24 protein-coding genes are annotated in these 25,595 nt (G+C 72.4%); 15 read left to right on the top strand and 9 right to left on the bottom strand.

Annotated elements, in window-relative coordinates:
- Positions 1–12: 12 nt before the first annotated feature.
- The 3 genes from ACFYO9_RS15310 to ACFYO9_RS15320 all read left to right on the top strand — a co-directional run bounded on the left by ACFYO9_RS15310 (position 13) and on the right by ACFYO9_RS15320 (position 3,001).
- Positions 13–858 (top strand): helix-turn-helix transcriptional regulator, encoded by an 846-nt coding sequence (locus tag ACFYO9_RS15310; RefSeq protein ID WP_358778862.1) that lies wholly within the window; start codon positions 13–15, stop codon positions 856–858.
- Positions 859–899: 41 nt separating this feature from the next.
- A complete protein-coding gene (locus tag ACFYO9_RS15315) occupies positions 900–1,415 on the top strand; it encodes a PH domain-containing protein (RefSeq protein ID WP_358778863.1) in 516 nt (171 codons plus the stop codon).
- A gap of 104 nt (positions 1,416–1,519) precedes the next feature.
- Complete coding sequence (locus ACFYO9_RS15320) at positions 1,520–3,001, top strand: PH domain-containing protein (RefSeq protein ID WP_358778884.1); 1,482 nt, start codon at positions 1,520–1,522, stop codon at positions 2,999–3,001.
- Here ACFYO9_RS15320 and ACFYO9_RS15325 read toward each other — a convergent pair.
- Positions 2,998–4,284: an aminotransferase class I/II-fold pyridoxal phosphate-dependent enzyme gene (locus ACFYO9_RS15325; protein WP_358778864.1), complete on the bottom strand. Its 1,287-nt coding sequence runs from the start codon at positions 4,282–4,284 to the stop codon at positions 2,998–3,000. The genes ACFYO9_RS15320 and ACFYO9_RS15325 overlap by 4 nt on opposite strands.
- A gap of 238 nt (positions 4,285–4,522) precedes the next feature.
- Here ACFYO9_RS15325 and ACFYO9_RS15330 point away from each other — a divergent pair, with 238 nt between their 5' ends.
- From ACFYO9_RS15330 to ACFYO9_RS15350, 5 genes are read left to right on the top strand one after another with little or no spacing between them, the layout of a single operon-like run.
- Positions 4,523–6,166 carry an ABC transporter substrate-binding protein gene (locus tag ACFYO9_RS15330; RefSeq protein WP_358778865.1) on the top strand — a complete coding sequence of 548 codons (1,644 nt, stop codon included), beginning with the start codon at positions 4,523–4,525 and terminating at the stop codon, positions 6,164–6,166.
- Between the two features lie 28 nt (positions 6,167–6,194).
- Positions 6,195–7,154: an ABC transporter permease gene (locus ACFYO9_RS15335; RefSeq protein ID WP_358778866.1), complete on the top strand. Its 960-nt coding sequence runs from the start codon at positions 6,195–6,197 to the stop codon at positions 7,152–7,154.
- A complete protein-coding gene (locus tag ACFYO9_RS15340; protein WP_358778867.1) occupies positions 7,151–9,175 on the top strand; it encodes a dipeptide/oligopeptide/nickel ABC transporter permease/ATP-binding protein in 2,025 nt (674 codons plus the stop codon). The genes ACFYO9_RS15335 and ACFYO9_RS15340 overlap by 4 nt, the downstream gene beginning before the upstream one ends.
- Positions 9,172–10,230, top strand: a complete 1,059-nt coding sequence (locus ACFYO9_RS15345; RefSeq protein ID WP_358778868.1) for an ABC transporter ATP-binding protein — start codon at positions 9,172–9,174, stop codon at positions 10,228–10,230. The genes ACFYO9_RS15340 and ACFYO9_RS15345 overlap by 4 nt, the downstream gene beginning before the upstream one ends.
- The gene (locus ACFYO9_RS15350) at positions 10,209–11,144 is read left to right on the top strand and encodes a dihydrodipicolinate synthase family protein (protein WP_358778869.1); all 936 of its coding nucleotides are present in this window, start codon (positions 10,209–10,211) and stop codon (positions 11,142–11,144) included. The genes ACFYO9_RS15345 and ACFYO9_RS15350 overlap by 22 nt, the downstream gene beginning before the upstream one ends.
- Positions 11,145–11,174: 30 nt before the next feature.
- On the opposite strand, the gene ACFYO9_RS15355 is transcribed toward ACFYO9_RS15350, so the two are convergent.
- The 4 genes from ACFYO9_RS15355 to leuA form a co-directional block, all read right to left on the bottom strand.
- Positions 11,175–11,870: a response regulator transcription factor gene (locus tag ACFYO9_RS15355; RefSeq protein WP_358778870.1), complete on the bottom strand. Its 696-nt coding sequence runs from the start codon at positions 11,868–11,870 to the stop codon at positions 11,175–11,177.
- On the bottom strand, positions 11,867–13,123 hold the full coding sequence (locus tag ACFYO9_RS15360; RefSeq protein WP_388666313.1) for a sensor histidine kinase: 1,257 nt from the start codon (positions 13,121–13,123) through the stop codon (positions 11,867–11,869). Before ACFYO9_RS15360 ends, ACFYO9_RS15355 begins: the two co-directional genes overlap by 4 nt.
- A 59-nt stretch (positions 13,124–13,182) precedes the next feature.
- On the bottom strand, positions 13,183–13,914 hold the full coding sequence (locus tag ACFYO9_RS15365) for a TerB family tellurite resistance protein (RefSeq protein WP_388666351.1): 732 nt from the start codon (positions 13,912–13,914) through the stop codon (positions 13,183–13,185).
- A gap of 181 nt (positions 13,915–14,095) precedes the next feature.
- Positions 14,096–15,817: a 2-isopropylmalate synthase gene (gene leuA / locus ACFYO9_RS15370; protein ID WP_355808470.1), complete on the bottom strand. Its 1,722-nt coding sequence runs from the start codon at positions 15,815–15,817 to the stop codon at positions 14,096–14,098.
- Positions 15,818–16,144: 327 nt separating this feature from the next.
- Between leuA and ACFYO9_RS15375 the strand changes: the two genes are divergently transcribed.
- The 4 genes from ACFYO9_RS15375 to ACFYO9_RS15390 all read left to right on the top strand — a co-directional run bounded on the left by ACFYO9_RS15375 (position 16,145) and on the right by ACFYO9_RS15390 (position 20,239).
- On the top strand, positions 16,145–17,224 hold the full coding sequence (locus tag ACFYO9_RS15375) for a M4 family metallopeptidase (RefSeq protein ID WP_358705132.1): 1,080 nt from the start codon (positions 16,145–16,147) through the stop codon (positions 17,222–17,224).
- A gap of 43 nt (positions 17,225–17,267) precedes the next feature.
- On the top strand, positions 17,268–17,534 hold the full coding sequence (locus ACFYO9_RS15380; RefSeq protein WP_355808465.1) for a protealysin inhibitor emfourin: 267 nt from the start codon (positions 17,268–17,270) through the stop codon (positions 17,532–17,534).
- A 99-nt stretch (positions 17,535–17,633) separates the two neighbouring features.
- The gene (locus ACFYO9_RS15385) at positions 17,634–19,004 is read left to right on the top strand and encodes a GH1 family beta-glucosidase (RefSeq protein WP_355808462.1); all 1,371 of its coding nucleotides are present in this window, start codon (positions 17,634–17,636) and stop codon (positions 19,002–19,004) included.
- Positions 19,001–20,239, top strand: a complete 1,239-nt coding sequence (locus ACFYO9_RS15390) for an MFS transporter (RefSeq protein WP_358778871.1) — start codon at positions 19,001–19,003, stop codon at positions 20,237–20,239. The genes ACFYO9_RS15385 and ACFYO9_RS15390 overlap by 4 nt, the downstream gene beginning before the upstream one ends.
- Before the next feature lie 66 nt (positions 20,240–20,305).
- On the opposite strand, the gene era is transcribed toward ACFYO9_RS15390, so the two are convergent.
- Positions 20,306–21,268, bottom strand: coding sequence for a GTPase Era (era, locus tag ACFYO9_RS15395; protein WP_388666316.1), 963 nt, complete (start codon positions 21,266–21,268; stop codon positions 20,306–20,308).
- 155 nt (positions 21,269–21,423) lie between these two features.
- Between era and ACFYO9_RS15400 the strand changes: the two genes are divergently transcribed.
- Together ACFYO9_RS15400 and ACFYO9_RS15405 are read left to right on the top strand one after the other, a co-directional pair.
- Positions 21,424–22,722 (top strand): ammonium transporter, encoded by a 1,299-nt coding sequence (locus ACFYO9_RS15400; protein WP_358778872.1) that lies wholly within the window; start codon positions 21,424–21,426, stop codon positions 22,720–22,722.
- Positions 22,719–23,057 (top strand): P-II family nitrogen regulator, encoded by a 339-nt coding sequence (locus tag ACFYO9_RS15405; RefSeq protein WP_358778873.1) that lies wholly within the window; start codon positions 22,719–22,721, stop codon positions 23,055–23,057. The genes ACFYO9_RS15400 and ACFYO9_RS15405 overlap by 4 nt, the downstream gene beginning before the upstream one ends.
- 157 nt (positions 23,058–23,214) lie before the next feature.
- Here ACFYO9_RS15405 and ACFYO9_RS15410 read toward each other — a convergent pair whose 3' ends face one another.
- From ACFYO9_RS15410 to ACFYO9_RS15420, 3 genes are all read right to left on the bottom strand, one after another.
- The gene (locus ACFYO9_RS15410; RefSeq protein WP_355808449.1) at positions 23,215–23,568 is read right to left on the bottom strand and encodes a cytidine deaminase; all 354 of its coding nucleotides are present in this window, start codon (positions 23,566–23,568) and stop codon (positions 23,215–23,217) included.
- Complete coding sequence (locus ACFYO9_RS15415) at positions 23,565–23,795, bottom strand: DUF397 domain-containing protein (protein WP_358778874.1); 231 nt, start codon at positions 23,793–23,795, stop codon at positions 23,565–23,567. The genes ACFYO9_RS15410 and ACFYO9_RS15415 overlap by 4 nt, the downstream gene beginning before the upstream one ends.
- Before the next feature lie 149 nt (positions 23,796–23,944).
- Complete coding sequence (locus ACFYO9_RS15420) at positions 23,945–24,844, bottom strand: helix-turn-helix transcriptional regulator (RefSeq protein WP_355808446.1); 900 nt, start codon at positions 24,842–24,844, stop codon at positions 23,945–23,947.
- 421 nt (positions 24,845–25,265) lie between these two features.
- Between ACFYO9_RS15420 and ACFYO9_RS15425 the strand changes: the two genes are divergently transcribed.
- Positions 25,266–25,394 (top strand): hypothetical protein, encoded by a 129-nt coding sequence (locus ACFYO9_RS15425; RefSeq protein ID WP_355808444.1) that lies wholly within the window; start codon positions 25,266–25,268, stop codon positions 25,392–25,394.
- Positions 25,395–25,595 lie beyond the last annotated feature (201 nt).

A 25,595-nucleotide genomic window follows, 5' to 3' on the forward strand; every position in this document is an offset into this window, starting at 1 on the left:
ATCGTGAACGGCATGGACCGCAACACAGCACTCGGTGAGTTCCTCCGCTCCCGGCGGGCACGGATCACCCCGCGCCAGGCGGGCCTGCCCGACCACGGCGGCGCCCGGCGCGTGCCGGGGCTGCGCCGCGAGGAGATCGCCCACCTGGCGGGCGTCAGCGTCGACTACTACGTACGACTTGAGCGCGGGCGCCGCCTGAACGTCTCCGAGACCGTGCTCGACGCCATCTCCCGTGCGCTGCGCCTCGATCCGGTCGAGCGCACCCATCTGTTCGAGCTCGCCAGGCCGACGGCGGCCGGGTCCCGTCGTGCGGCGACGCGTCCGCAGCCGGTCCGCCCGGGCCTTCGCGACCTGCTCAGGATCCTGGAGCACACCCCCGCCCTGGTCCTGGGGCGGCGGCTCGACGTCCTCGCCGCCAACCCGATGGCGCGGGCGCTGCTCACCGACTTCGATGCGCTGCCGTACCGCGAGCGGAACCTGGTGCGGTTCATGTTCCGCGACGAGAACGCCCGTTCGCTGTACGCCCATTGGGACCTGCACGCCCGGGACATCGTCGCCTCGCTCCGCCGCGACGCCGGACGCCACCCCAACGACCCGCTCCTCGCCGAACTCGTCGGCGAACTCTCCCTCGCCGACGAGGACTTCCGCCGCTGGTGGGCCGACCAGGACGTGCACCGGCACACGCACGGCAGCAAGCACTTCCAGCACCCGGTCGCCGGGCCGCTCACCCTCAACTACGAGTCCCTCACGCTGCCCGCCGACCCGGACCAGCGACTCAGCGTCTACACGGCCGAGGAGGGGTCCACCTCGGAGGAGGCGCTGCGGCTGCTCGATGCGAGCGTGCGGGTGCGGGTGTAGGGGGGCGCGGGCGACTTGGGGGAGCAAGTACCTTTCGTCTCATGGTTGTTGACCAAGGAGACGCGACGGCGGGCGTGCGGCTGCGGCCGCCGCGGCACCGTCTGGACCGCCGTGCCGTCGCCTGGTGGCGCACGCGCCTGCTGCTGACGGCGGCCGCCCCCGCGGCCGTCCTCGGGCTGCTCGGGGCGCTCATCGCCCCGGCCCGCTTCTGGCTGCTCCTGCCCGCCGCCGCCGTCGCGGGGGCCGGGCTGGTCGCCGGGGCGCTGCTGCCGCCGTGGTGGTACCGGGTGCACCGCTGGGAGGTCACCGACGACGCGGTGTACGTGCGGACCGGCTTCTTCTGGACGGAGGGCCGGATCGCGCCGATGTCGCGGCTGCAGACCGTCGACACGACGCGCGGGCCCGTCCAGCGGATGTTCGGGCTGAGCACGGTGACGGTCACCACCGCGTCCGCGAAGGGCGCGCTCCAGGTCACGGGGCTCGACCACGAGAGCGCCGCCGAGCTGGCCGAACGGCTGGCCCTGGTCACGCAGGCGACGCCGGGGGACGCGACGTGAGCGGCCTCATGGAGTCGCCGGGGCGGACGGATCCGAGTGAGGAACCCGCGCCGGCGCCGGCCGAGGGCCCGGATCACGGCTGGCGGCGGCTCGACCGCCGTTCGATGCTCGTCACCGTGCAGATGACGGGCGGCGTGGTCTCCGCCGTCGGCGTGCCCGTCACCCTCAGCTTCCAGGGCTGGGTGGCGATGGGACCCGTACTGGTCTGGGCGGTGGGCCTGAGCCTGCTGCTCGTCGGGAGCGGTGTCGCGCTGGACGCGCTGCGGCTGCGGCACAGCCGCTACCGCATCGGCCCCGAACGCGCCGAGCTGCGCAGCGGCATCCTCTTCGCCAAGCACCGCTCCCTGAGCCGGGAGCGCATACGCTCCGTCGACCTCGTCGCCCATCCCCTGCTGCGCCTGCTCGGCCTCGTGGAGGTCCGCATCGGCACCGGCGAGCAGAGCGCGGGCCAGGAGGCCACGCTCGAACTGCGGCCCGTGCGCAGGGCGGAGGGCGAACGGCTGCGGCGCGAATTGCTGAGCCGTACGGCCCCGGACGCCGTGCCGGACGCGCCGGGCACCCTCGCCGCGCTCGATCCCCGCTGGATCAGGTACGCCCCGCTCTCCTTCGTCACCTCGGCGCTCGCGGCCGCGGCGGGCGGCGCGGTGATGCAGGTCAGCGAGTGGTTCGGGGTGCAGGAGGAGATCATCGACGGGGTCGGTGACCTGTTCCGCGGGATGTCGGTGGCGGGCATGGTGCTCGCGCTGGCCGCGGTGGCGCTGGCGGCCGGGTCGGTGGGGGCGCTCGGGCTCTGGGTCGAGATGTGGTGGAACTACCGGCTGGAACGGGAGCCCGGCGGCACGTTGCGGGTGCGGCGCGGGCTGCTCACGGCCCGTTCGGTCTCCCTGGAGGAGGCGCGGCTGCGGGGCGTGGACGTGGTGGAGCCGCTCGGGCTCCGGCTGTCGGGGGCGGCGCGGGTGGACGCGGTCGCCACGGGGCTCTCGCGCCGCGACGAGGAGGACCAGGCGGGGCCGAGCACGCTGCTGCCCGCCGCGCCGCGGGCCCTCGCGGAGGAGGTGGCGGCGCGGGTCCTGCGGGAGCCCTCGACGCCCACGGCGGCGCCGCTCACGCCGCATCCGCGGGCGGCGCGGGCGCGCAGGATCCGCTGGGCGGTGTGGTCGGCGGCGGCCCCCGCGCTGGTCCTGGTCCTGCTCGGGGCGGTCGTCGGCGTGCCGGTCCTGACGTATCTGGGGGCGGCCTGCGCGGCGGTGCCGGGGCCGGCCGCGGTGGCGCTGGCCCGGGACGCGTACCGCGGCCTGGGCCACGCGGTCGACGGCGACTACCTCGTCGTACGCTCCGGGACGCTGCGCCGGTCCACGGTGGCGTTGCGGCGCGGCGGGGTGATCGGCTGGACGGTCAAGCAGTCCGTGCTGCAGCGGCGCGCGGGCCTGATCACGCTGAACGCGACGACGGCGGCGGGCGCGCAGGCGTACGCGGCGTACGACGTGGACGAGGCGGAGGGCCTCACCTTCGCGGACCGCGCGGTGCCGGGGCTGCTCGGGCCGTTCCTGGAACGGCCCGAGCGCGGGCGTACGGAGGGTGCTTAGCCGGTGACCGCAGCCGTCCGCTGTTCGAGGGCGGCCAGGCGGACGCAGACCGTGAGGCCCTTCATGGCCTCCTCCAGTTCCGCGAGGCTCGGGTAGCTGGGGGCGATGCGGATGACCGCGTCGCTCGGGTCGTCGCCCAGGGGGTGCGTCGCGCCGGCCGGGGTCAGCACGATGCCCGCCTCCGCCGCGTGGCGCACGACCTCCTTCGCGCAGCCGTCCGGGACCGTCAGGGTCACGAAGTAGCCGCCCTTCGGCGAGGTCCAGGTGGCGAGGCCGGTGCCGCCGAGCTCCGCCTCCAGGATCCGGGCGACCGTCTCGAACTTGGGCCGCAGCAGGGCGCGGTGGCGCGCCATGTGCGCCCGTACGCCGTCGGCGTCCTTCAGGAACATCACGTGCCGCAGCTGGTTGACCTTGTCGGGGCCGATCGACCGCTTCTGGTTGGCCGCGAGCAGCCACTTCAGGTTGGCGGCCGACGAGCCGAAGAACGCGACGCCGGCGCCGGCCGAGGTGATCTTCGAGGTGGAGCCGAAGACGAACGCCCGGTCCTCGTGCCCTGCCGCCGCGCACGCGGCGAGCAGGTCGGCGAGCTCGGCGGGCTCGTCGGTGAGGTCGTGGACGGCGTACGCGTTGTCCCAGAAGATCCGGAAGTCGGGCGCGGCGGTGGGCATGGCGGCGAGCCGCGCGACGGTCTCGTCGCTGTAGACGACGCCGTCGGGGTTGCTGTACTTCGGCACGCACCAGATGCCCTTGACCGCCGGGTTCCCGGCGACGAGCCGCTCGACCTCGTCCATGTCGGGGCCTTCGGGCGTCATCGCCACGGGGATCATGTCGATGCCGAACCGCCGGCAGAGCGAGAAGTGCCGGTCGTAGCCGGGCACGGGGCACAGGAACGCGATGGGCTCCTGGTCCACCCAGCGCGACGTGGCGCCGGGCACCTCGCCGAGGAGGGCGTGCACGAGGCAGTCGTGCATCAGCTCCAGGCTGGAGTTGCCGAGCGCGAGCAGCTGCCCGGCGGGCACCTGGAGGAGCTCGGCGAAGATCTCCCGGAGCTCGGGCAGGCCCTGCAGGCCGCCGTAGTTGCGGACGTCCGTGCCGTCGGCGGCCGTGTGCCGTCCGCCGGGCAGGCTCAGCAGGTCCTCGGCGAGGTCGAGCTGCTCGGTCGCCGGCTTGCCCCGGGTCAGGTCGAGGGAGAGCCCGCGCCCGGCGAGCTCGGCGTACTCCTTCCTGGCCTGCTCAAGCAGCCCGGCCAGGGCCTGGGTGTCGGGGCTCAGCTCGGTGCTCATGGTGTTGCCTCTCGCAGGTGCGGCGCTCGGTGGGTGGCGCCAGCCGAGGATACAAATCCGGCCGGTGCGCGGGTGTGGATGACCGCTTCGCGAGACCGCGGGGGCCGGGTACTGGTATCGGGGCGCACTTGTCGAACGCCACGCCGGGGCCCTTGACCGGCCCTCTCCCCCCTCCTATCGTCGCCACGCCACCCATGACGTAGGACGTGGGACCTCTTCAGGAGGCAGGGGAGACACCGTGACCGATCCGACCTCTCGTACGGCGCTCCGCGCGATCGCGCCGGACCGCCGCTCCTTCCTCAGGTACACGGGCGCGCTAGGCGCGGCCGCAGCCGTCACGAGCACCCTCTCCGCCTGCTCCTCCGGGCCCGAGTCCACCAACGAGACCGGGGGCGGCGGCCAGGGCGGCGACTCGACGCTCACGGCCGTCATCGGCTACGGCAACGACGGCAGCTGGGACCCGACACAGACCGCGTCCGCCTTCGCGATGGCCGGCAACGAACACATCTACGAGGGACTGCTCGGCACCGACCCGATCACCCGCGAGCCCTACGCGGCGCTCGCCACCGAGCTCCCGGCCGACCCGAAGGCGACGACGTGGGCGTTCACGCTGCGCCCGGGCGCCACATGGCACGACGGCAAGCCCGTCACCGCCGACGACGTCGTCTTCGTGTTCGACCGGATCCTCGACCCGAAGACCCAGACCCTCGCCAAGGGCTTCTTCGCGAGCTGGCTCAAGGAGGTGAAGAAGACCGGCGCGACCTCCGTCGAGCTGATCCTGAAGTTCCCCTTCCCGGACGGCGCCGCACGGCTCTCCCTCGCCAAGATCATGCCGAAGCACGTGTTCGGGAGGCCCGGCGCCTGGGACGACGCGACCAAGGGGAAGGCGGTGGGCTCGGGACCGTACCGGCAGACCGCCCACCACCCGAAGTCGAACACCACCTTCGAGGCCTTCGACGACTACAACGGGCCGCGCAAGGCCGCCTTCAAGAAGATGAACTGGCTGACCATCGTCGACGCCGCGCCGCGCGTCGCGAAGATCTCCGGGGGCAGCGCGGACGCGGAGATCGCCGACAACATCCCGTACGCCAACATCGAGCGGCTCAAGCGGGGCGGGATGACCGTCGAGGGCGGCGCCGGGATGAACAACCTCTTCCTGCTCTTCAACACCGCGCACCGGCCCTTCGACGACGTCCGCGTCCGGCAGGCCCTGCACTACGCCATCGACCGCGACAAGATGATCGCGGCCGCCCTGCGCGGCCACGGCAAGGCGTCCACGTCCTTCCTCAACGAGGCCAACCCCTCCTACCGGCCCGCGAGGACCGTGTACGGATACGACCTGGCGAAGGCGCGAAAGCTCCTCAAGGAGGCCGGGGTCGGCAAGCTGAGCGTCAACCTCATGGCCGTCAACGTGAGTTGGATCGTCGACTGCCTGCCGACCATCAAGGACGGCTGGGAGAAGCTCGGCGTCGAGGTCACCCTCGACCCGCAGGAGACCACCGCGGTCTTCACCAAACTGGACCAGAAGAAGGACTTCCAGGTCGTCGCGGCCGCGTCCAACCCCAACCAGTTCGGGCTCGACGCCGACCTGATCATGCACTACAACTACGGCCCCGAGAACCTGTGGATGGGGTACGCGCGCTGGGCCGACGACCCGGTCGCCAAGAAGCTCTTCCGGGACATGGACCAGGCCACCCGCGAGCCGGAGGCGGGCCGCAAGAAGACCATGGTCCAGGAGTACCTCGACGTCATCGCCGAACAAGCCGTGCTCTACCCGGTCGTGCACAACGAACTCATGACCGCCTGGGACCCGAAGAAGATCACCGGTGTCAAGGCCCAGCCCTACCCGGGAATCAACCTGCTGCAGGCCAAGTGGGTCTGACCACCGGCCAGTTCAGGAGCCGCACGCCGTGACCGCAGTCCTCAGAATCCTGGCCCGCCGCGTCGCCCTGCTCGTCCCGCTGCTGCTCGGCATCGTCCTCTTCGTCTTCCTGGTGATGCGGTTCTCCGACATCGACCCGGCGTCCGCGTTCTTCCAGGGCGCCAACCCCACCCCCGAGCAACTCCGCCAATTCCGCGAGGACAACGGGCTCCTCGATCCGCTGCCCGTTCGCTACATCGCCTTTGTGGGGGACCTCCTCCACGGCGACATGGGCATCAGCGTCCTCAACCGCTCCCCCGTCGTCGACCAGGTCACCACCGCCCTGCCGCTCACCATGCAGCTCACCTTCCTGGGCCTGGGCATCGCCGTCGTGCTCTCCCTCACCCTCGGCGTGACCGCGGCGATCCACCGCGACCGGCTGCCGGACCAGCTGATCCGCGTGGTCTCGCTGACCGGCGTCGCGGCGCCCGGCTTCTGGCTGGCGCTGCTGATGATCCAGTACCTGGCGGTGGACCTCGGCTGGTTCCCGACCGGCGGCTACATCAACCCCGCCGACTCCTTCACCGGCTGGCTGAAGACCATGACGCTGCCCGCCCTCGCGCTCTCCCTGCCGGTGGCCGCGGGCCTCACCCGCATCATCCGCACGGCCGTGGTCGAGGAGCTCGACAAGGACTACGTCCGCACCGCGATCGGCTGCGGACTGCCGCCGGTGGTCGTCGTCGGCCGCAACGTCCTGCGCAACGCCCTCATCAACCCGCTCACCGTGCTCGGCCTGCGCGTCGGCTATCTGCTGGGCGGCGCCGTCGTCATCGAGACGATCTTCTCGCTGCCCGGCATGGGCAAGCTGATGATCGACGCCGTGAAGAACGGCGACCCGGCCGTGGTGCAGGGCGTCGTCATCACCACCGCCGTCGGCTTCGTCGTCGTCAACCTCGTCATCGACGTCCTCCATCTGCTGGTCAACCCGCGCCTGAGGGGGACACGTTGACGTTCGCCACCCGCAAGGAGCTGACCGACCGGCTCTCGGTGCCCGGCATCCGCTTCCGCTCGCTGCGCCGGCTCCCCCCGCTCTCCCGGGTCGCCCTCGGCGTCGTCGCCCTCGTCGTCCTGGTCGCCCTGTTCGCGCCGCTGCTCGCCCCGCACGACCCGCTCGACCAGCAGCCGCAGACCGACTCCACCGGACACCCCTCGGCCGGGCACTGGATGGGCCAGGACAGCCTGGGCCGCGACATCCTCAGCCGGCTGATGTACGGGGCGCGCTGGTCGCTGGCGATCGGGCTCGGCGCCACCCTGCTCGCCCTCGTCGTCGGCGCCGTGATCGGCGCGGTCGCGGCGACCTCCCGCAAGGCCGTCGACGAGACGGTGATGCGCTGCCTGGACGTCGTGATGGCGTTCCCCGGGATCGCGCTCGCCGCCGTGCTCGTCGCGGTGTTCGGCGGCGGCATCCTCGTCCTGATCTGCGCCATCGCCTTCCTCTTCACCCCGCCCATCGCCCGCGTCGTACGGGCCAACGTGCTCGACCAGTACGGCGAGGACTACGTGGTCGCCGAGCGCGTCATCGGCGCCCGCACCCCGCACATCCTCACCCGCCACGTCGCCGTGAACTGCGCGGCGCCCATCCTGGTCTTCTGCACGGTGCAGGTCGCCGAGGCCATCGTCTTCGAGGCGTCGCTGTCCTTCATCGGCGCGGGCGTGCGGCCGCCCGACCCGTCCTGGGGCAGCGTCATCGCCGACGGCAAGAACATGGTGCTGATCGGCGGCTGGTGGGCGACGGTCTTCCCCGGCCTCCTCATGCTGCTCACCGTGCTCGCCCTGAACATCCTCTCCGAGGGCGTGTCCGACGCGTGGGCCGCGCCGTCCGCGCGCGACGTCGCGGGGGCGGCCCGCGCGGCGGACCCCCTGGAGGCCCCCGAGCCCGGCAGCGGCCGGGTCCTCGATCTGCCCGGCCTGACGGCGGCGGCGCACCGGCTCCGCTCCCGGGCCCGCCCCCTGCCCGGCGGCGATCCCGTCCTGTCCGTCCGGGAGCTGACCGTCTCCTTCCCCGGCCGGCACGAGGGCGTCCGCGTCGTCGACGGGATCGGCTTCGACGTACGGCCCGGTGAAGTCCTCGGCCTGGTCGGCGAGTCGGGGTGCGGCAAGTCGCTCACCGCGCTGACGGTGATGGGCCTGGAACCCAAGGGCGCCGAGATCGGCGGCCGGGTACTTTTCGACGGCCAAGACCTCACCGGCCTGCCGATGCGGGCCCGGCGCAGGCTGCTCGGTCACGCCATGGCGATGGTCTACCAGGACGCCCTGTCGTCGCTGAACCCGGCGATGACCGTCCGCGCCCAGCTGGGGCAGGTCGTCCGCAGGGGCGGCCGGCGCACCCCGGCCGAACTCCTCGGCCTGGTCGGCCTCGACCCCGAACGCACCCTGCGCAGCTATCCGCACGAACTCTCCGGCGGCCAGCGCCAGCGCGTCCTGATCGCCATGGCCCTCTCCCGCGACCCGAAACTGATCGTCGCCGACGAGCCGACGACCGCGCTCGACGTCACCGTGCAGGCGCAGATCATCCAGTTGCTGCTGCGGCTGCGCGAGGAGCTGGGCTTCGCGCTGGTCCTCGTCTCGCACGACCTGGCGCTCGTCGCCGACGTCACCGACCGGGTCGTGGTGATGTACGGCGGCCAGATCGTCGAGACGGGCGTGACGGCGGACCTGGTCGAGCACCCGGCCCACCACTACACGCGCGGACTGCTCGGCTCGGTCCTCTCCCTGGAGTCGGCGGCCCAGCGCCTCACCCAGATCAAGGGCGTGGTCCCGTCCCCGGCGGACTTCCCGCCCGGCTGCCGCTTCGCGGACCGCTGCCCGCTGGCGGACGAGGTGTGCCGGGTCACGGCGCCCGCACTGACAGGCGACCGCGCCCATACGACGGCCTGCCACCACCCGGCAACCACCGACGCGCCCGCCAGGGCGCACCAAGGGGCGCGGGGAACTGCGCGACCAGCCACGACGCGGCGGGAGCCGAAATGACCACCCCCATCGTGCAGTTGGACGACGTGCACGTAGTCCACAGAGCCCGCTCGGGAGGCCTCTTCTCCCGGGACCACGTGTACGCCCTCACCGACGCCACCCTCCAGGCCGCCCCCGGCGAAACCGTCGGCATCGTCGGCGAATCCGGCTGCGGCAAGTCCACCCTGGCCAAGGTCCTCGTCGGCGCCCAGCGCCCGACCTCCGGCACCGTGTCGTTCCGCGGCCACGACCTGTGGACGATGAGCCCGGCCGAGCGCCGGAGCTCCATCGGCACGCACACCGGCATGATCTTCCAGGACCCCTCGACCGCCCTGAACCGCAGGCTCCCGGTCGGCCGGATCCTGCGCGACCCCCTGGACGTGCACAAGCGCGGCACCCCGGCCCAGCGAGACGCGCGGGTACGGGAGTTGATGGCCCTGGTCGGCCTGCCGAAGGCCCTGGCCGACGGGCTGCCCGGACAGCTCAGCGGCGGCCAGCGCCAACGCGTCGCCATCGCCCGCGCCCTCGCGCTCGAACCGGACCTGGTGGTCGCGGACGAGCCGACGAGCGCCCTCGACGTGTCCGTGCGGGCCCAGATCCTCAACCTCCTCCTGGACCTGAAGGAACGCCTGGGCCTGGCCCTGGTGTTCGTCTCCCACGACATCCAGACCGTCCGCAGGATGAGCGACCGGGTCGTCACCATGTACCTCGGCCGGATCGTCGAGGAGGCGCCGGCCGGTACGGTCCTGGACCGCGCCCGGCACCCGTACACCCGCGCGCTGTTCTCGGCCACGCCGGGCCTGCTCGACCCCGTCGACCCGATCCCGCTCGCCGGCCCCGTGCCCTCGGCGACCCGGCCGCCGGGCGGCTGCCCGTTCCGCACCCGCTGCTGGAAGGCGGACGAGGTGTGCGCCACCGCGATGCCGGACGCGCACGAGGCGGGCCCGGGCCACCGGTTCCGCTGCTTTCACCCCGTGGACGAGGGAGAGTCGAACCGCGACCTCGTCGCCCAGGCCGCCGCCACGGCCTCCTCCGTCACCCCCAGGGAGCAGCCATGCCCGTCCCCGCCCCGCTGACCGGCGTCGTCCCGCCCGTCTGCACCCCGCTCACCCCGGACGGCGAGGTCGACACGTCCTCCCTGGTCCGGCTCGTCGACCACCTGGTCACGGCCGGGGTCGACGGGCTGTTCGTACTCGGCTCCACCTCGGAGGCCGCGTATCTGACGGACCGGCAGCGCGTCCTCGTCGTCGACACGGTCGTGCGGCACGTGGACGGGCGGCTGCCGGTCCTGGCCGGGGCCATCGACATGACCACGCCGCGCGTCCTGGACCACGCGCGCGCCCTCGCGGACGCGGGCGCGGACGCCGCCGTGGTCACCGCGCCCTTCTACACGCGGACCCATCCGGCCGAGATCGCCCGCCACTTCGAGCTGGTGGCGCGCGGCTGCGGGGTGCCGGTCTTCGCGTACGACATCCCGGCCTCGGTCCACACCAAGCTGGGCGCGGACCTCCTCCTGCGGCTCGCCGGGGAGGGGGTCCTCGCGGGCCTCAAGGACTCCAGCGGGGCCGAGGGCGCCTTCCGGAACGTCGTCCTCGGCAAGCGGGCGGCGCCGGGCCTCGCGGGGTTCAGCGTGCTCACCGGCTCCGAGGTGACGGCCGACGCGGCCCTTGCGATGGGCGCGGACGGCGTGGTGCCGGGCCTCGGGAACGTGGACCCGGCGGGGTACGTGCGGCTCTACCGGGCCTGCCGGGAGGGCGACTGGGCGCGGGCGCGGGCCGAACAGGAGCGGCTGTGCGACCTGTTCGGGATGGTGGCGGCGGGCGATCCGGCGCGGATGGGCGGCAGTTCGGCGGCGCTCGGGGCGTTCAAGGCGGCGCTGCGGCTGCGCGGCGTGATCGACTGCGCGGCCACGGCGGAACCCCAGATCCCGCTGTCACCCGCGGAAACGGAACGGGTCGCCAAACACCTGGCGACGGCGGACCTGCTCTGACCTGGCCCGCCCCCACGCGGGGCGCCGCCCTCACTTGACGGACGTGTCGCCGAGCGCCCCCACCGAACCGGGCGCGACCAGCCCCGTCTCGTACGCCGTGATGACCAGTTGGGCCCGGTCGCGGGCGTTCAGTTTGCCCATGATGCGGCTGACGTGGGTCTTCGCGGTCAGCGGGCTCAGCCCGAGCGTGTCGGCGATCTCCTGGTTGTTCAGGCCGCGCGCGACGAGCCGCAGCACCTGCCGCTCCCGCTCCGAGAGGCCCTCGGGCCCGCCCCTGACGGGCTCCCCGGTGTCCGGGCCGCGCAGCACCCGGGCGATCAGGCGGGCCGTGGGGCCGGGCGAGAGGAGCGCGTCGCCGGCGGCCACCGTGCGGATGGCGTCGAGGAGTTCGGCCGGCCGGGTGTCCTTGACCAGGAACCCGGAGGCGCCCGCCCGCAGCGCGTCGACGACGTGCTCGTCCGTGTCGTACGTGGTCAGTACCAGGACCTTCACGTCCGCGAGGGACGCGTCCGCCACGAGGAGCCGCGTCGCCTCGATGCCGTCGAGGTCCGGCATGCGGATGTCCATGACGACGAGGTCCGGGCGCTCGGCGCGGGCCAGTTCGACCGCCGTGCGCCCCGTGCCCGCCTGCCCCACCACCGCCATGTCGGGCGCGGAGTCGACGAGCATCGCGAACGCGGCGCGCACCAGCGTCTGGTCGTCGGCGAGCAGCACACGAACGGTCATCGCGGACCTCCCGGGGCCAGGGGTACGAGGGGCAGCACCGCCGACACCAGGAAGCCGCCCCCGGGCCGCGGCCCCGCGTCCAGGGTGCCGCCCACCGTGCGGGCCCGCTCCCGCATCCCGAGGAGCCCGAATCCCGGCGCGCGGCCGTCCTCCCGGTCCCCGGCCCCGCCCCCGCTCCCGTCGTCCGCGACACGTACGCACAGCGCCGCGTCCCGGGCGCGCACCGACACCCGCACGGTGCTGCCCGCGCCCGCGTGCCGCACCACGTTGGTGAGCGCCTCCTGCACGATACGGTAGGCCGCGGCGCCCACCGCGGCCGGCGCCTCGCACTCGGCGACCGTCAGTTCGACCCGGGCGCCGGCCGTGCGGGCCGACTCCGCGAGGTCGGGCAGCCCGTCGAGGCCGGGCAGCGGCCCCCTGGTCTCGTCCTTGGTGCCGGACCGCAACACCTGGAGGGTGGCGCGGAGTTCGCCGCGGGCGCTGCGGCAGGTCTCGGCCACGTCGTCGAGCGCCTTGGCGACGGCGGCGCGGTCGAGGCGGTCGGGGTCGGCGGCCAGGACGTGCGCGGCGACGGAGGTCTGGACGCCGACCAGCGTGATGCTGTGCGCGAGCAGGTCGTGCAGGTCGCGGGCGACCCGCAGCCGCTCCTCGGCGACCCGGCGGCGGGCCTCCTCCTCGCGGGTGCGCTCCGCGCGCTCGGCCCGCTCGACGACGGAGCCGACGTACTGCCGGTGGATGCGCACGTACACGCCGAGCAGCAGGAACGACACGATCCAGCCGGAGATGCGCAGCGACTGGGCGCCCTCGGCCAGGCCCTCGCGGAACTTCAGGCCCAGCAGGATGCCCATGAGGCCGACGCCGACGAGGAGGGTGACGCGGGGCCGGGAGCGGGAGGCCACCGTGAACAGGCCGGCCATCGTGGCCGCCACGGGAGCGGTGTGGTTGGCGTCGAGCAGGTGGTAGGGCAGCAGGAACGCGATCATGACGGTGAGCACGCGCAGCGGGGCGCGGCGCCGCCAGACGACGGTGACGTGGACGGCGATCAGGAGCAGCCAGCCCAGCACGCCGGGCGGGTGGCCGTTGTCCCGTACGAGCACGACGAGCACGAGCGAGCTGACGGCCATGGCGAGGGCGAACAGGGCGTCGGTGCGCAGCCGTTCACGCGGGACGGCGGGCCCCAAGAGGCGCTCGACGAGGGCCCGGCGGGCGGCGGCGCCGGAGGCCGTGCCCCGGACCGCGACAGGTAATTCCACCGCTCCATCCTCGGGTACGCGGGCGCCCCCGCGGAGCCGGGCCGGCGGGCGGGCTCCCGTCAGGACGGCGTGCGCGCCGTCGCGAGGAGGCGGGTCACGTCCTCCGTACAGATCGTCAGCGCACAGCCCGCCGTGGTGAGCACGTCGCGTTCGGCCGGGGTGTAGGGGCCGTCGGCGAGGGCGATGCGGGCACCCTTGAGGAGCAGGGCCTCGCGGCCGGCCGGGGCGAGGTGCGGGGCCAGCGGGCCGAGCGCCTCGTGGAGCTCTATGGCGAGGCCGGGTCCGCAGTCGGGTTCGGTGGCGCGTCCGGCGTCCCGGGCGAGCGCGTCGACGAGCGCGACGAGCTGCTCCTCGGTGCAGTCGTCGTGGCCCGCGCCATGCAGCGCGGCGACGGCGGTGTCCAGGGTGGGCCGGGCGGCGGTCCCGCCGGTGGACAGGACCGCGAGGACCAGGGTGTGGACGGCCTCGCGGAGCATCGCGGAGAGCCGGGTGGTGGTGGGGTGGTCGAGGACGTCCGGGTCGAAGAGGTCCTGGCAGGCGGCGCACTGGACGACGGGTCCTCGGGTGCCGCGCGGCACGACGGGCAGGCCGAGCAGGACGAAGCGGCGCCGCCCTGTGAGGCGCTGGTAGTTGCGGTCACCACCGCAGGCCGGGCAGAAGAACTCGCCGTCACCCACGGTGTCCCAGGCCGTGTGCATGCCGATCACACGTCTCCACAGCGCTCGCCCGCGCGAGACCGGCTTGAGGGGGATGCGGGTATTTCGGCCGTCCTGTCCCCGAGCTGGCAGCACCACGCACCTCCGTAACTCCCCGGCTGCATTGCCGCGTTGGCGTGATGTTAGCCACATCCGTGATGCGGCGTCAGCCTCTCGTACAGGAGAGCGAGCCGGAACTGGCCGGGAGACGACGCGGCCCCGCCCGCCGGATCGGCGGACGGAGCCGGGTGGAAACCGGGCGGAACCGGTCGGAGGACTAGCGCGCCGCGCGGTTGACGGCGGACACGGCGGCCTTCAGGGAGGCGCGGGTGGTGTTGGCGTCGATGCCGATGCCCCAGAGCACCTTGTCGCCGATGGCGCACTCGATGTACGAGGCGGCCTGCGCGGACGCGCCCTCGCTCATGGTGTGCTCCTGGTAGTCCAGCAGGCGCACGTCGATGCCGATGCCCTGCAGCGCGTCGAAGAACGCGGAGATCGGGCCGTTGCCGGAACCGGTCAGGACGGTGTCGGCGCCGTCCAGGGTGGCCTCGACGGTGAGGGTGTCGACGCCGTCCGTGTCGGTCGTCGTCTGGCCGTTCTTGACCTGAATCCGACCCCAGGGGTTCGCCGGGTTCGGCAGGTACTCGTCCTGGAAGACGCTCCAGATCGCGTCCGGCGTGACCTCGCCGCCCTCGGCGTCGGTCTTGTTCTGGATGATCTTCGAGAACTCGATCTGCATGCGGCGCGGCAGGTCCAGCTTGTGGTCGTTCTGCAGGACGTAGGCGATGCCGCCCTTGCCGGACTGCGAGTTGACGCGGATGACGGCCTCGTAGGAGCGGCCGACGTCCTTGGGGTCGATGGGCAGGTACGGCACGGCCCACTCGATGTCGTCGACGGTCTTGCCGGCGGCCGCGGCGCGGGACTCCAGCGCGTCGAAGCCCTTCTTGATGGCGTCCTGGTGGGAGCCGGAGAAGGCGGTGTAGACCAGGTCACCCGCGTAGGGGTGGCGCGGGTGGACCTCCATCTGCGTGCAGTACTCGTACACGCGGCGGACCTCGTCGATGTCCGAGAAGTCGATCTGCGGGTCGACGCCCTGCGAGAAGAGGTTCATGCCCAGGGTGACCAGGTCGACGTTGCCGGTGCGCTCGCCCTGGCCGAACAGGCAGCCCTCGACGCGGTCGCCGCCGGCCATCACGGCCAGCTCGGCGGCGGCGACGGCGGTGCCGCGGTCGTTGTGCGGGTGGATGGAGAGGCAGACGTGCTCGCGCCGGGACAGGTTGCGCGACATCCACTCGAAGCGGTCCGCGTGGGTGGAGGGCGTGGAGCGCTCCACGGTGGCGGGCAGGTTGAGGATGATCTCGCGCCCGGCGTCGGGCTGCCAGACGTCCATGACGCCCTCGCAGACCTCCAGGGCGAAGTCCAGCTCGGTGTCGGTGAAGATCTCCGGGCTGTACTGGTATCCGAAGGTCGTCCGGTCGTCCAGCAGCTTCTCGGCGTACTCCACGACCAGCCGGGTGCCGTCGACGGCGATCTGCTTCACGGCGTCGCGCGAGCCGCGGAAGACCACGTCGCGCCAGACGGGCGCCGTCGCGTTGTACAGGTGGACCGTGGCCCGGCGGGCGCCCTTCAGGGACTCCACGGTGCGCTCGATGAGCTCCTCGCGGGCCTGGGTCAGGACGGAGATGGTCACGTCCTCGGGGATCGCGTTCTCGTCCTCGATGATCGACCGCACGAAGTCGAAGTCGGTCTGGCCCGACGAGGGGAAGCCGACCTCGATCTCCTTGTAGCCCATGCGGACCAGCAGGTCGAACATGGCGCGCTTGCGGGCCGGGGACATCGGGTCGATCAGCGCCTGGTTGCCGTCGCGCAGGTCGGTGGAGAGCCAGCGGGGGGCGACGGTGATCCGGTTGTCGGGCCAGGTGCGGTCGGGGATGGCGACCTGCTCGTACTGCCCGTACTTGTGGATCGGCATGGCGGTGGGGCGCTGGAAGTTCGACATGATGCGTGGGCTCCTCGGAGGGATGTCCGCTGGATCCTCGCCGGAAGTGGTTCTCCGGCTGAGGGACGGCCGACGGTCTGAGCGCAACACCGAACTCCGCGGGGAGGGGGTCGGCCTCGTCTACAGGCCCTCGCCGCGGCAGCTAAGAAGGAGCAGCCCGAATCGCATGATGTGCCGCAGCCTAGCCGAGACGCCCGTGACGCGCGGGCCCGTATCAGTATGCGGGATCACCGGAAGGTAACGGGTATGGCGTGATCAATACCTCTATTTCACTAATCCTGGTTGCGGGTAGTGACAGCGGCATGACCCAGTGCCACATTGCACGCCATGACCGCCAAACCGGCAGGCTTCGAGCCTGTCTTCTGCACCATCGTGCCGCCCCACGTCCTGGACACGCTCGCCCAGAGCCAGGACCCCGCACTCTCCGCTCCCGCCCGCCGCACCCTGCAGCGGGACGCCTTCGAGCGCACCCAGCGCCGCATGACCACCGTCGTGGGCGCCCCGAGCGTGGCCGCGCCGAAGGACGCCACCGAGGGCAAGCCGCACCGCACCATCCACGACGCCAGGCACCGCACCGAGCTCCCCGGCCGCAAGGTCCGCGGCGAGGGCGACAAGCCCGGCAAGGACGCCACCGTCAACCGCGCGTACGCGGGCCTCGGCGCCACCTTCGAGCTCTACCAGAAGGCGTACGAGCGCCTCTCCATCGACGGCAGCGGACTGCCGCTGAACGCGACCGTGCACTACTCCGAGGAGTACAACAACGCCTTCTGGAACGGCGAGCAGATGGTGTTCGGCGACGGTGACGGCGAGATCTTCCTGGACTTCACCATCCCCGTGGACGTCATCGGCCACGAGCTGACCCACGGCGTCACGCAGTACACGGCGAACCTCACGTACTTCGGCCAGCCGGGCGCGCTCAACGAGTCCCTGTCGGACGTCTTCGGCTCGATGATCAAGCAGTACACGCTCGGCCAGACCGCCGCCGACGCCGACTGGCTGATCGGTGCGGGCCTGCTCGCCCCGCGCGTCACCGGCACGGCGCTGCGCTCCATGAAGGAGCCCGGCACGGCGTACGACGACGACGTGCTCGGCAAGGACCCGCAGCCCGCCGACATGGACCACTTCGTCAAGACCGGCCGCGACAACGGCGGCGTGCACATCAACTCGGGCATCCCCAACCGCGCGTTCTACCTGGTCGCCGACGCGCTCGGCGGTCACTCGTGGGAGCGGGCCGGGGAGATCTGGTACGCCGTGCTGACCGGCGGCGAGCTGGCGCAGGACGCGTCCTTCAGCGACTTCGCGAAGCTGACCGTCGCGGCGGCGCGCGCGAAGTACGGCGACGGGGACGAGCTCAAGGCCGTCGTCGACGCGTGGTCCACGGTCAAGGTGCCGGCCACGGACGGCTGACGGCGCGCTACCGGCCGCCCACCCGGTGCAGTAGACAGGACCCATGCGTATCCAGGTGAGGCGGACCGGAGGGTTCGCGGGCATCGACCGGCGCGCCGAGGTGGACACCTCGGAGCTGGCCGATGCCCCGGACTGGCACGACCTGGCCGAACAGGCCCTGACCGAGGGAGGGAGCACGCCGCCCGTCGGGGTGCCGGACGGCTTCCAGTACCAGCTGACGGTGGACGGGCGGACGGTGTACTGCGCGGACCCGCGGCTGACCGAGCCGCAGCGGAAGCTGATCTCGCGGGTGCTGAAGGAAGGCGCGTAATACGGAAGGCGCCCAGCTCCGGAGAAAAGCTGAGCTTTGTTCAACTTATAGCCGCACGCCCATTGACTTCGGCACGCGCCGGTCCGGAAGATCCCGCCCATGGCAGCGAGTGCGGCGACACCGGCGAGCGAACCCCTCCCCTCCTTCCCCCACGACTTCCTGTGGGGCGTCTCCACATCGGCCCACCAGATCGAGGGCGCCGCCGACCGGCGCGGCGCCTCGGTGTGGGACGCGTTCACGGCCGTGCCGGGCAACGTGAAGGACGGCAGCACGGCCGAGGTCGCCTGCGACCACTACCACCGCTACCGCGAGGACGTCGCGCTCGTCCGTGACCTCGGCGTGGACGCGTACCGCTTCTCGGTCTCCTGGCCGCGGGTCCTGCCCACCGGCGCCGGCGCCGTCAACCCGGCCGGCCTCGACTTCTACGACCGCCTGGTGGACGAACTGTGCGCCGCGGGCGTACGCCCCGTCGCGACCCTCTTCCACTGGGACACCCCGCTGGTCCTGCACGAGGCGGGCGGCTGGCTTGACCGCCGGACCGCCGAGCGGTTCGCCGACTACGCGGCGGTGGTCGCGGCCCGCATCGGCGACCGCGTCACCAAGTGGATCACCCTCAACGAACCGGCGGAACACACCCTGCTCGGCCACGCCCTCGGTCAGCACGCCCCCGGTGAGCGCCTCCTCTTCGACGCGCTGCCCGCCGCCCACCACCAGCTCCTCGCGCACGGCCTCGCGGTACGGGCACTGCGCGCGGCCGGCGCCCACGACATCGGCATCGCCAACTCGCACGGCCCCACCTGGCCGGCCTCCGCCGACCCCGAGGACACGGCCGCCGCCGACTTCTACGACCTGCTCCTCAACCGCCTCTTCGCCGACCCGCTGCTGCTCGGCCGCTATCCGGACGGCATCGCGGAGCTCATGCCCGGCGACGACATCGACGCCGACCTGTCGGTCATCGCGGAGCCGCTCGACTGGTACGGGATCAACTTCTACCAGCCGACGAAGGTGGGCGCCCCGCTCCCCGGGGGCACCGGCGGGGAGTTCGCCGGGGTCGCGCTCCCGCCCGAACTCCCCTTCTCGCCGCGGGAGATCGAGGGCCACCCGGTCACCGACTTCGGCTGGCCGGTCGTCCCCGAGGCCCTGACCGAACTGCTCACCGCCTTCCGCGACCGCTACGCCGACCGTCTCCCGCCCCTGGTGATCACCGAGAACGGCTGCTCGTACGAGGGCCTGGACGACCAGGAGCGGATCGCCTATCTGGACGGCCATCTGCGGGCGCTGCACCGGGCGTTGGACGCCGGGGTGGACGTGCGCGGCTACTTCGTCTGGTCGCTCATCGACAACTTCGAGTGGGCGGAGGGGTTCCGGCGCAGGTTCGGCCTGGTGCACGTCGACCACGCCACGCAGACGCGCACCCCGAAGGCGTCGTACCACTGGCTGCGCGAGGTGCTGCGGGCGCGCCGCCCATGACCGGGGCCGCGCTGCGGGAGCCGACGGAGCGGGTCGGCCGGGGCTGGACGGCCACGCTGTCCCTCGCCAACGGCGCGATCTGGGTGGGCTGGTACGGGCCGCTGCAGATCCTGCTCGCCGTGCAGGCGGAGGACCTCGCCCCCGCCGGCACGTCGAAGGAGTCGGTGCTCGCCTGGGTGACGGGGGCCGGCGCGGTGGTCTCGCTGGCCGCGAACCCGCTCTTCGGCGCGGTCTCGGACCGCACCACGTCCCGGTGGGGCCGGCGCACCCCGTGGATCGTGGCGGGCACGGCGGGCGGCGCCGTCGCGCTGCTGCTGCTCGCCGCCGCGGGCTCGGTGTGGTGGCTCGCGGCGGGCTGGTGCCTGGTCCAGCTCACCCTGAACGCCGCCTTCGCCGCGGTCACCGCCGCCGTCCCGGACCACGTGCCCCGGCTGCAGCGGGGCTCGGTGGGCGGCTGGCTGGGGGCGGCGCAGCTGCTCGGCGTGGTCGTCGGCACGGGGCTCGCGACGGTGGCGGGCGGGACGGGCGCGGGGTACGCGGCGTGCGCCCTGTTCACCGTGGTGGGCGTGGCGCCCCATGTCGTACGCCACCGTGATCCGCGGCTCGCGGCCGCCGACCGGCCGCCGTGGGACCGGCGGGCGTTCCTCGCCGGGTTCCGGCTGAGCCCGCGCCGCCACCCAGACCTCGCCTGGGCCTGGCTGACCCGGTTCCTGATCAACGTCAGCAACTCGGTGGTGCTGCTCTACCTGCTGTACTTCCTGCGCGACGGCCTCGACTACGCCGACCCGGACGAGGGCGTCCTGATCCTGACGGCGGTGAACGGCGCGACGATGCTGGCCACCGTCGTGGTGGGCGGCGCCTGGTCGGACCGGGTGGGCCGGCGCAAGCCCTTCGTGCTCTGGTCGGGGGCGCTGATGGCGGGGGCGACGGGGCTGCTCGCGCTCTGGCAGACCTGGCCGGGCGCGCTCGTCGCGGCGGCGGTGCTCGGCATCGGCTTCGGCGTCTTCACCTCGGTGGACTTCGCCCTGATGACGGACGTGCTGCCCACGGCCATGGACCGGGGCAGGGATCTCGGCGTCATCAACATCGCCAACTCCCTTCCCCAGGTGGCGGCCCCGGCCATGGCGGCGCCGATCGTGACGTACCTGGGCGGCTACCGGACGCTGTACCTGACGGCGGCGGTGGTGGGTCTTGCGGGGGCGGTCCTCGTGACGCGGATCAGGGGCGTGGACTGACGCGACCCGTCAAGGGCGCGGGGAACTGCGCGCCCAGCCACGACGCGCCCCCAGCCGAAGAGCGTCTCAGAACCCGAGCTTGCGAAGCTGGCGAGGGTCCCGCTGCCAGTCCTTCGCCACCTTCACATGGAGGTCCAGGAAGACCGGCGTGCCCAGCAGCGCCTCGATCTGCTTGCGGGACTTGATGCCGACGTCCTTCAGGCGCTTGCCCTTCGGGCCGATGATGATGCCCTTCTGGCTGGGCCGCTCGATGTAGACGAACGCGTGGATGTCCAGGAGCGGCTTGTCGGCGGGCCGGTCCTCGCGCGGCAGCATCTCCTCCACCACGACGGCGATGGAGTGCGGCAGTTCGTCGCGCACCCCTTCGAGCGCGGCCTCGCGGATCAGCTCGGCGACCATGACCTGCTCGGGCTCGTCGGTGAGGTCGCCCTCGGGGTAGAGCGCGGGGCCCTCGGGCAGCAGCGGCACGATCAGGTCGGCGAGCAGCCCGACCTGCTGGTCGCCGACGGCCGACACCGGGACGATCTCGGCCCACTGGAAGCCGAGCTCCGTGCCGAGCTGGTCGATGGCGATGAGCTGCTCGGCGAGCGTCTTGCTGTCGACGAGGTCGGTCTTGGTGACGATCGCGATCTTCGGCGTCTTCTTGATGGAGGCGAGCTCCTTGGCGATGAACCGGTCGCCGGGGCCGAGCTTCTCGTTCGCGGGCAGACAGAAGCCGATGACGTCGACCTCGGCCCACGTCGTGCGCACGACGTCGTTGAGCCGCTCGCCGAGGAGGGTGCGCGGCTTGTGCAGGCCCGGGGTGTCGACCAGGATCATCTGGGCGTCGGGACGGTGCACGATGCCGCGGACCGTGTGCCGCGTGGTCTGCGGCTGGTTCGCGGTGATCGCGACCTTCTTGCCGACCAGAGCGTTCGTGAGGGTGGACTTGCCCGCGTTGGGGCGGCCGACGAAGCAGGCGAAGCCGGCGCGGTGGACGGCCTCGGACGGCTCGGCTGATGACGGGGTACGAACGCTCATGGCGCCCATTGTCCCTGATCCCCGGAGCCCCGCCGCACCGCACCGCCCGCCGGGGACCCGGCGACGGCGCGAAGGACGGCCCACGTCCCGGCCCGGCGACACGAAACACGGCGGAAACCCGCGGTTGCCCGTTACGAAACGCGCGGCGGTGACGCTCTCCCCCCATGACGTCCTTCGCCGCCCCCCACCTCGACACGGGCGACACCGCCTGGCTGCTCGCGGCCACCGCGCTCGTCCTCCTGATGACGCCGGGCCTCGCCCTCTTCTACGGCGGCATGGTCCGCACGAAGAGTGTCCTGAACATGCTGCTCATGTCCTTCGTCTCGATCGCCCTGGTCACCGTGGTGTGGCTGGTCGCCGGGTACTCCCTGGCCTTCGGCGACGACGTCTTCGCCGGCCTGATCGGCGGACTCGACCAGGCGGGCATGGCGGGCATCGGCCCGGACAGCCTGACCGGCACGGTGCCGACGCTGCTCTTCACCACCTTCCAGCTCACCTTCGCCGTCATCACGGCGGCGCTGATCAGCGGCGCCGTCGCGGACCGGACCAGGTTCGCGGCCTGGCTGGTGTTCGTGCCGGTGTGGACGCTGCTCGTATACGTTCCCGTCGCGCACTGGGTGTGGGGTCCGGGCGGCTGGATCGCGGACTCCCTCGGCGCCCTCGACTTCGCGGGCGGCCTGGTCGTCGAGATCGCGTCGGGCGCCTCGGGCCTCGCCCTGTGCCTGGTGCTCGGCCCGCGCATCGGGTTCCGCAAGGAGGCGATGCGCCCGCACAACCTGCCCATGGTCCTGATGGGCGCGGGCCTGCTCTGGTTCGGGTGGCTCGGCTTCAACGGCGGCTCGGCGCTCGGCGCGAACGGCCTGGCGGCGGCTTCCCTGCTCAACACGTTGGTCGCCGGCTGCACGGGGCTGCTCGGCTGGCTCTTCGTGGAGCAGCGCCGCGACGGCCACCCCACCACGTTCGGCGCGGCGTCCGGCGCGGTGGCGGGCCTGGTCGCGATCACGCCCTCGTGCGGGGTGGTCGGCATCCCCGGCGCGGCGGCGATCGGTCTCGCGGCGGGCGTCGTCTGCTCGTACGCCGTCGCGTGGAAGTTCCGCCTGGGCTACGACGACTCCCTCGACGTGGTCGGCGTGCACCTGGTGGGCGGCGTCGTCGGCACGCTCCTGATCGGCCTGTTCGCGACGGCCACGATGACGCGGGGCGCGGAGGGCCTGTTCTACGGGGGCGGCGCGGCGCAGCTGGGCAAGCAGACGGTGGCGGTGCTCGCCGTGGCGGCGTACACCTTCGCCGTCACGTACGGCATCGGGAAGGGCGTCGACAGGCTGATGGGCTTCCGGGTGTCGGCGGAGGACGAGCAGACGGGCCTGGACCAGACACAGCACGCGGAGAGCGCCTACGATCACGGCGTCCTGGTGGGCCCCGTGGGCTCCGCCTCGGTGAAGAAGGGGAGCCACGTCGCATGAAGCTGATCACCGCGGTCATCAAGCCGTTCCGCCTGAACGAGGTGAAGACGGCGCTCCAGGAACTCGGCGTGGACGGCCTGACGGTCACCGAGGCCAGCGGCTACGGCCGCCAGCGCGGCCACACGGAGGTCTACCGGGGCGCGGAGTACCGGGTGGACCTGGTCCCCAAGGTCCGCGTCGAGGTGGTGGTCACGGACCCGGACGCGGACGCGGCCATCGACGCGATCGTGCGCGCGGCCCACACGGGCAAGATCGGCGACGGCAAGGTCTGGGCGGTACCGGTGGAGACGGTGGTGCGGGTGCGGACGGGGGAACGGGGACCTGACGCGGTGTGAGGAATCAGCCCCTCCGGCGTTTGAGGAGCGGGGTCCGGGGCGGAGCCCCGGGGGCGAAGTCGGCGGGGACTGAAGCCGTGGGGCCGAGCCACGGCCGGCGGAGCCGGGGAATTCGGGAAGGGGCGGGATCGGGGAAGGAACCGCCGGAGGCACAACCTCAGCCCGCCTCCACCCGCACCCGGACCTCCCCGTCGGCCCCCGCGAGGAACACCGGCGTCCCGGCCCCGCCGAGGTCCCGTACGGCGGCGAGATCCTCGGGGGTGACCTCCGCCGACCCGGAGACGACCGCCGCCGCCTCAAGCGACTCCGCCCCGGACGCCACCGCCATCGCCACCGCGGTCCGCAGCGCGGACAGCTGGAGCGAGGCCAGCGCAACCGTCCCCGCCACATAGGTCCGCCCCGTCTCGTCCCGCACGGCCGCCCCCTCGGGCACACCGTTGCGGGCCCGGGCGGAACGGGCCAGGGTCACGATCTTGCGGTCCTCGGCATCAAGCGCGGCACTCTCAGTCATGCCCCGAGCATACGGAGCACACCCGGCTCCGCCGCCACCGCCATCGGATGGGCCGGCCCCCAGGAGACGAAGGCGGTCCAGGCAGCCGGGTCCACCGCGAGGACCGCTCCCCGGGGGCGCGCGGAGTCGCGGATCAGGACCGTCTCCCCGGTCCAGGCGATCTCCACGCAGTCGTCGCTCGCGCCCCCACTCGCACTGCTCTTGCGCCATGCCCATGTGCTGCCCACGCTCGTCCTCCACCCCGGGTGCGGAAGGCCAGCCGCCATGGCTGGTGCAGAGGCACGTAGCACCTCTTCCAGGATAACGGCGCGTCATACGGATCTGAACAACGCGTTTCACGCCAAGGTGCCCGCACCCGGGGAGAGTCGGGGAAGGATCAGCCTTCTTCGGCGGATGGGACCAGCCGGTCCAGGTCGTCGGCGCCCTCCTCGGCCCGGGCGGCGAGCAACCGGAGCAGGTCCACCGTGCGGTCCTTGATGGCGAGGTCCTCCAGTTCCCAGAACCTCTCCAGGTAACGCCCGCTCTCCTCCGGGGCGTTGCTGCTGTAGGAGTCGCCGCGCGGGTTCTCCAGGTAGAGCGAGTCGGGCATCTCGTCGGCCTCGAACTCGAAGAGCGTGAAGGGGCCCTGGATGCCGGGGTGCGCGCCGACGCTGAACGGGAGGATCTGGATCGTCACGCGCGGCAGGTCGGCCAGCTCCGCGAGCCGCTCCAACTGGGCCCGCATCACGCCGCGTCCACCGACCTGGCGGCGCACCACGGACTCGTCGAGGATGTAGAACACCTCGCGCTCGCCCGATGTCAGCGTCTCCTGACGGGAGAGCCGCACCTCGACGGCGCGGTCGATCACCTCGTCGGAGATGCCCTTGTCGTAGGCGCGCATGATGGCCCGGCCGTACTCCTCGGTCTGCAGCGGACCGGGCACCTGGAGGGAGTTGTACGTCCGCACGATCGCGGAGGACGCCTCAAGGGCGAGGTAGTTGAGGAACTCCTTGCTGTACAGGTCGCGGTACTCGGTGTACGGCATCTTCCTGCTGCCCCGCGCGAGATCGAGCAGCGCCTCGATGCGCCGGCGGTCCCTGATCCCGTACGCCTCCAGAAGCGGCCGCAGGTCGTTGACGGAGATGCCGACCTCACCCGCCTCGATGCGGATCAGCTTGGAGGGGCTCCACTCCATCTTGGCGGCCACCTGCCGCTGGGTGAGCTCGGCGGCGGTCCGTGCCTTGCGGAGCTCCGTGCGCAGCCGGAGCCGCTGAAGTGCCGCACTTGGTGCGCTCATGATGGCTCCACCCCCAACCGGACCGTGCGAGGTGCAACGTAGCAGACTAGCAGCTTACTCATCGAGACCTTCCGGGACGACAGTTCACGCCACTGTCAGGAGACCCGAGGTCCCCCGATGCGGCAACCGCACGGGGCCGTACGGGCCGACAGTTCTCGGGTAGCTATATCGCACTTCGCGACCCCACTTTCGGCGACGTGTCCGACAGCACTACCCATGTCGCGACGTGCGGGCTACGATATGGAAGAGGGTAGCCTGCTCAACTGGCCGTCGCCGCAAGGAGGTTGAGATCAGCACCGAGACGGCACACCACCACACCATCGAGTGCCGTCGCACGTCGGTTCCCCCTTCCTGGTGCCACCCGTTCGTGGCTCACCGCGGTATCCACGACTCGCGTGGAACCAGGAAGGAGAACAGCCCGATGGCCGAGAAGCCGGACGGGCGCCGAACCCCTCGCAGGTGGACCGACTGGGTCGCGCTGTCGGCCCAGAGTGCCAGCCTCGTCTACGTGATCCAGCAGATCATCGACAGGTGGGTGCTCCACGTGTGAAAAGGGACTGACCCCGACCTGAGGGCCGGGGCCAGCTGCGGCGGACGCCAACGCACGACGTTTCCACTCCGAGTTCCCTTGGCCGGCAGCCCGGAGTGGGAGCGGTTCGGATCCGCCTGTCCCTCCATTCTGCCGCCCCGCCACCCCGATGGCGAGGGGCTGTCGGGACACTCTGCACGGTGCGTCCCGGACCGTGCGCGC

It is taken from the genome of Streptomyces sp. NPDC005863 (assembly GCF_042871345.1).
Lineage (GTDB): Bacteria > Actinomycetota > Actinomycetes > Streptomycetales > Streptomycetaceae > Streptomyces.

What these genes read in the sequence shown, in the direction of transcription:
- leuA (WP_355808470.1), bottom strand. Translation starts at nt 15,817, where the DNA reads ATGTCGAACTTCCAGCGCCCCACCGCCATGCCGATCCACAAGTACGGG.
- ACFYO9_RS15355 (WP_358778870.1), bottom strand. Translation starts at nt 11,870, where the DNA reads ATGACCGTTCGTGTGCTGCTCGCCGACGACCAGACGCTGGTGCGCGCC.
- ACFYO9_RS15345 (WP_358778868.1), top strand. Translation starts at nt 9,172, where the DNA reads ATGACCACCCCCATCGTGCAGTTGGACGACGTGCACGTAGTCCACAGA.
- ACFYO9_RS15420 (WP_355808446.1), bottom strand. Translation starts at nt 24,844, where the DNA reads ATGAGCGCACCAAGTGCGGCACTTCAGCGGCTCCGGCTGCGCACGGAG.
- ACFYO9_RS15390 (WP_358778871.1), top strand. Translation starts at nt 19,001, where the DNA reads ATGACCGGGGCCGCGCTGCGGGAGCCGACGGAGCGGGTCGGCCGGGGC.
- ACFYO9_RS15310 (WP_358778862.1), top strand. Translation starts at nt 13, where the DNA reads ATGGACCGCAACACAGCACTCGGTGAGTTCCTCCGCTCCCGGCGGGCA.
- ACFYO9_RS15375 (WP_358705132.1), top strand. Translation starts at nt 16,145, where the DNA reads ATGACCGCCAAACCGGCAGGCTTCGAGCCTGTCTTCTGCACCATCGTG.
- ACFYO9_RS15410 (WP_355808449.1), bottom strand. Translation starts at nt 23,568, where the DNA reads ATGACTGAGAGTGCCGCGCTTGATGCCGAGGACCGCAAGATCGTGACC.
- era (WP_388666316.1), bottom strand. Translation starts at nt 21,268, where the DNA reads ATGGGCGCCATGAGCGTTCGTACCCCGTCATCAGCCGAGCCGTCCGAG.
- ACFYO9_RS15350 (WP_358778869.1), top strand. Translation starts at nt 10,209, where the DNA reads ATGCCCGTCCCCGCCCCGCTGACCGGCGTCGTCCCGCCCGTCTGCACC.
- ACFYO9_RS15325 (WP_358778864.1), bottom strand. Translation starts at nt 4,284, where the DNA reads ATGAGCACCGAGCTGAGCCCCGACACCCAGGCCCTGGCCGGGCTGCTT.
- ACFYO9_RS15400 (WP_358778872.1), top strand. Translation starts at nt 21,424, where the DNA reads ATGACGTCCTTCGCCGCCCCCCACCTCGACACGGGCGACACCGCCTGG.
- ACFYO9_RS15315 (WP_358778863.1), top strand. Translation starts at nt 900, where the DNA reads ATGGTTGTTGACCAAGGAGACGCGACGGCGGGCGTGCGGCTGCGGCCG.
- ACFYO9_RS15320 (WP_358778884.1), top strand. Translation starts at nt 1,520, where the DNA reads ATGCTCGTCACCGTGCAGATGACGGGCGGCGTGGTCTCCGCCGTCGGC.
- ACFYO9_RS15405 (WP_358778873.1), top strand. Translation starts at nt 22,719, where the DNA reads ATGAAGCTGATCACCGCGGTCATCAAGCCGTTCCGCCTGAACGAGGTG.
- ACFYO9_RS15380 (WP_355808465.1), top strand. Translation starts at nt 17,268, where the DNA reads ATGCGTATCCAGGTGAGGCGGACCGGAGGGTTCGCGGGCATCGACCGG.
- ACFYO9_RS15385 (WP_355808462.1), top strand. Translation starts at nt 17,634, where the DNA reads ATGGCAGCGAGTGCGGCGACACCGGCGAGCGAACCCCTCCCCTCCTTC.
- ACFYO9_RS15425 (WP_355808444.1), top strand. Translation starts at nt 25,266, where the DNA reads ATGGCCGAGAAGCCGGACGGGCGCCGAACCCCTCGCAGGTGGACCGAC.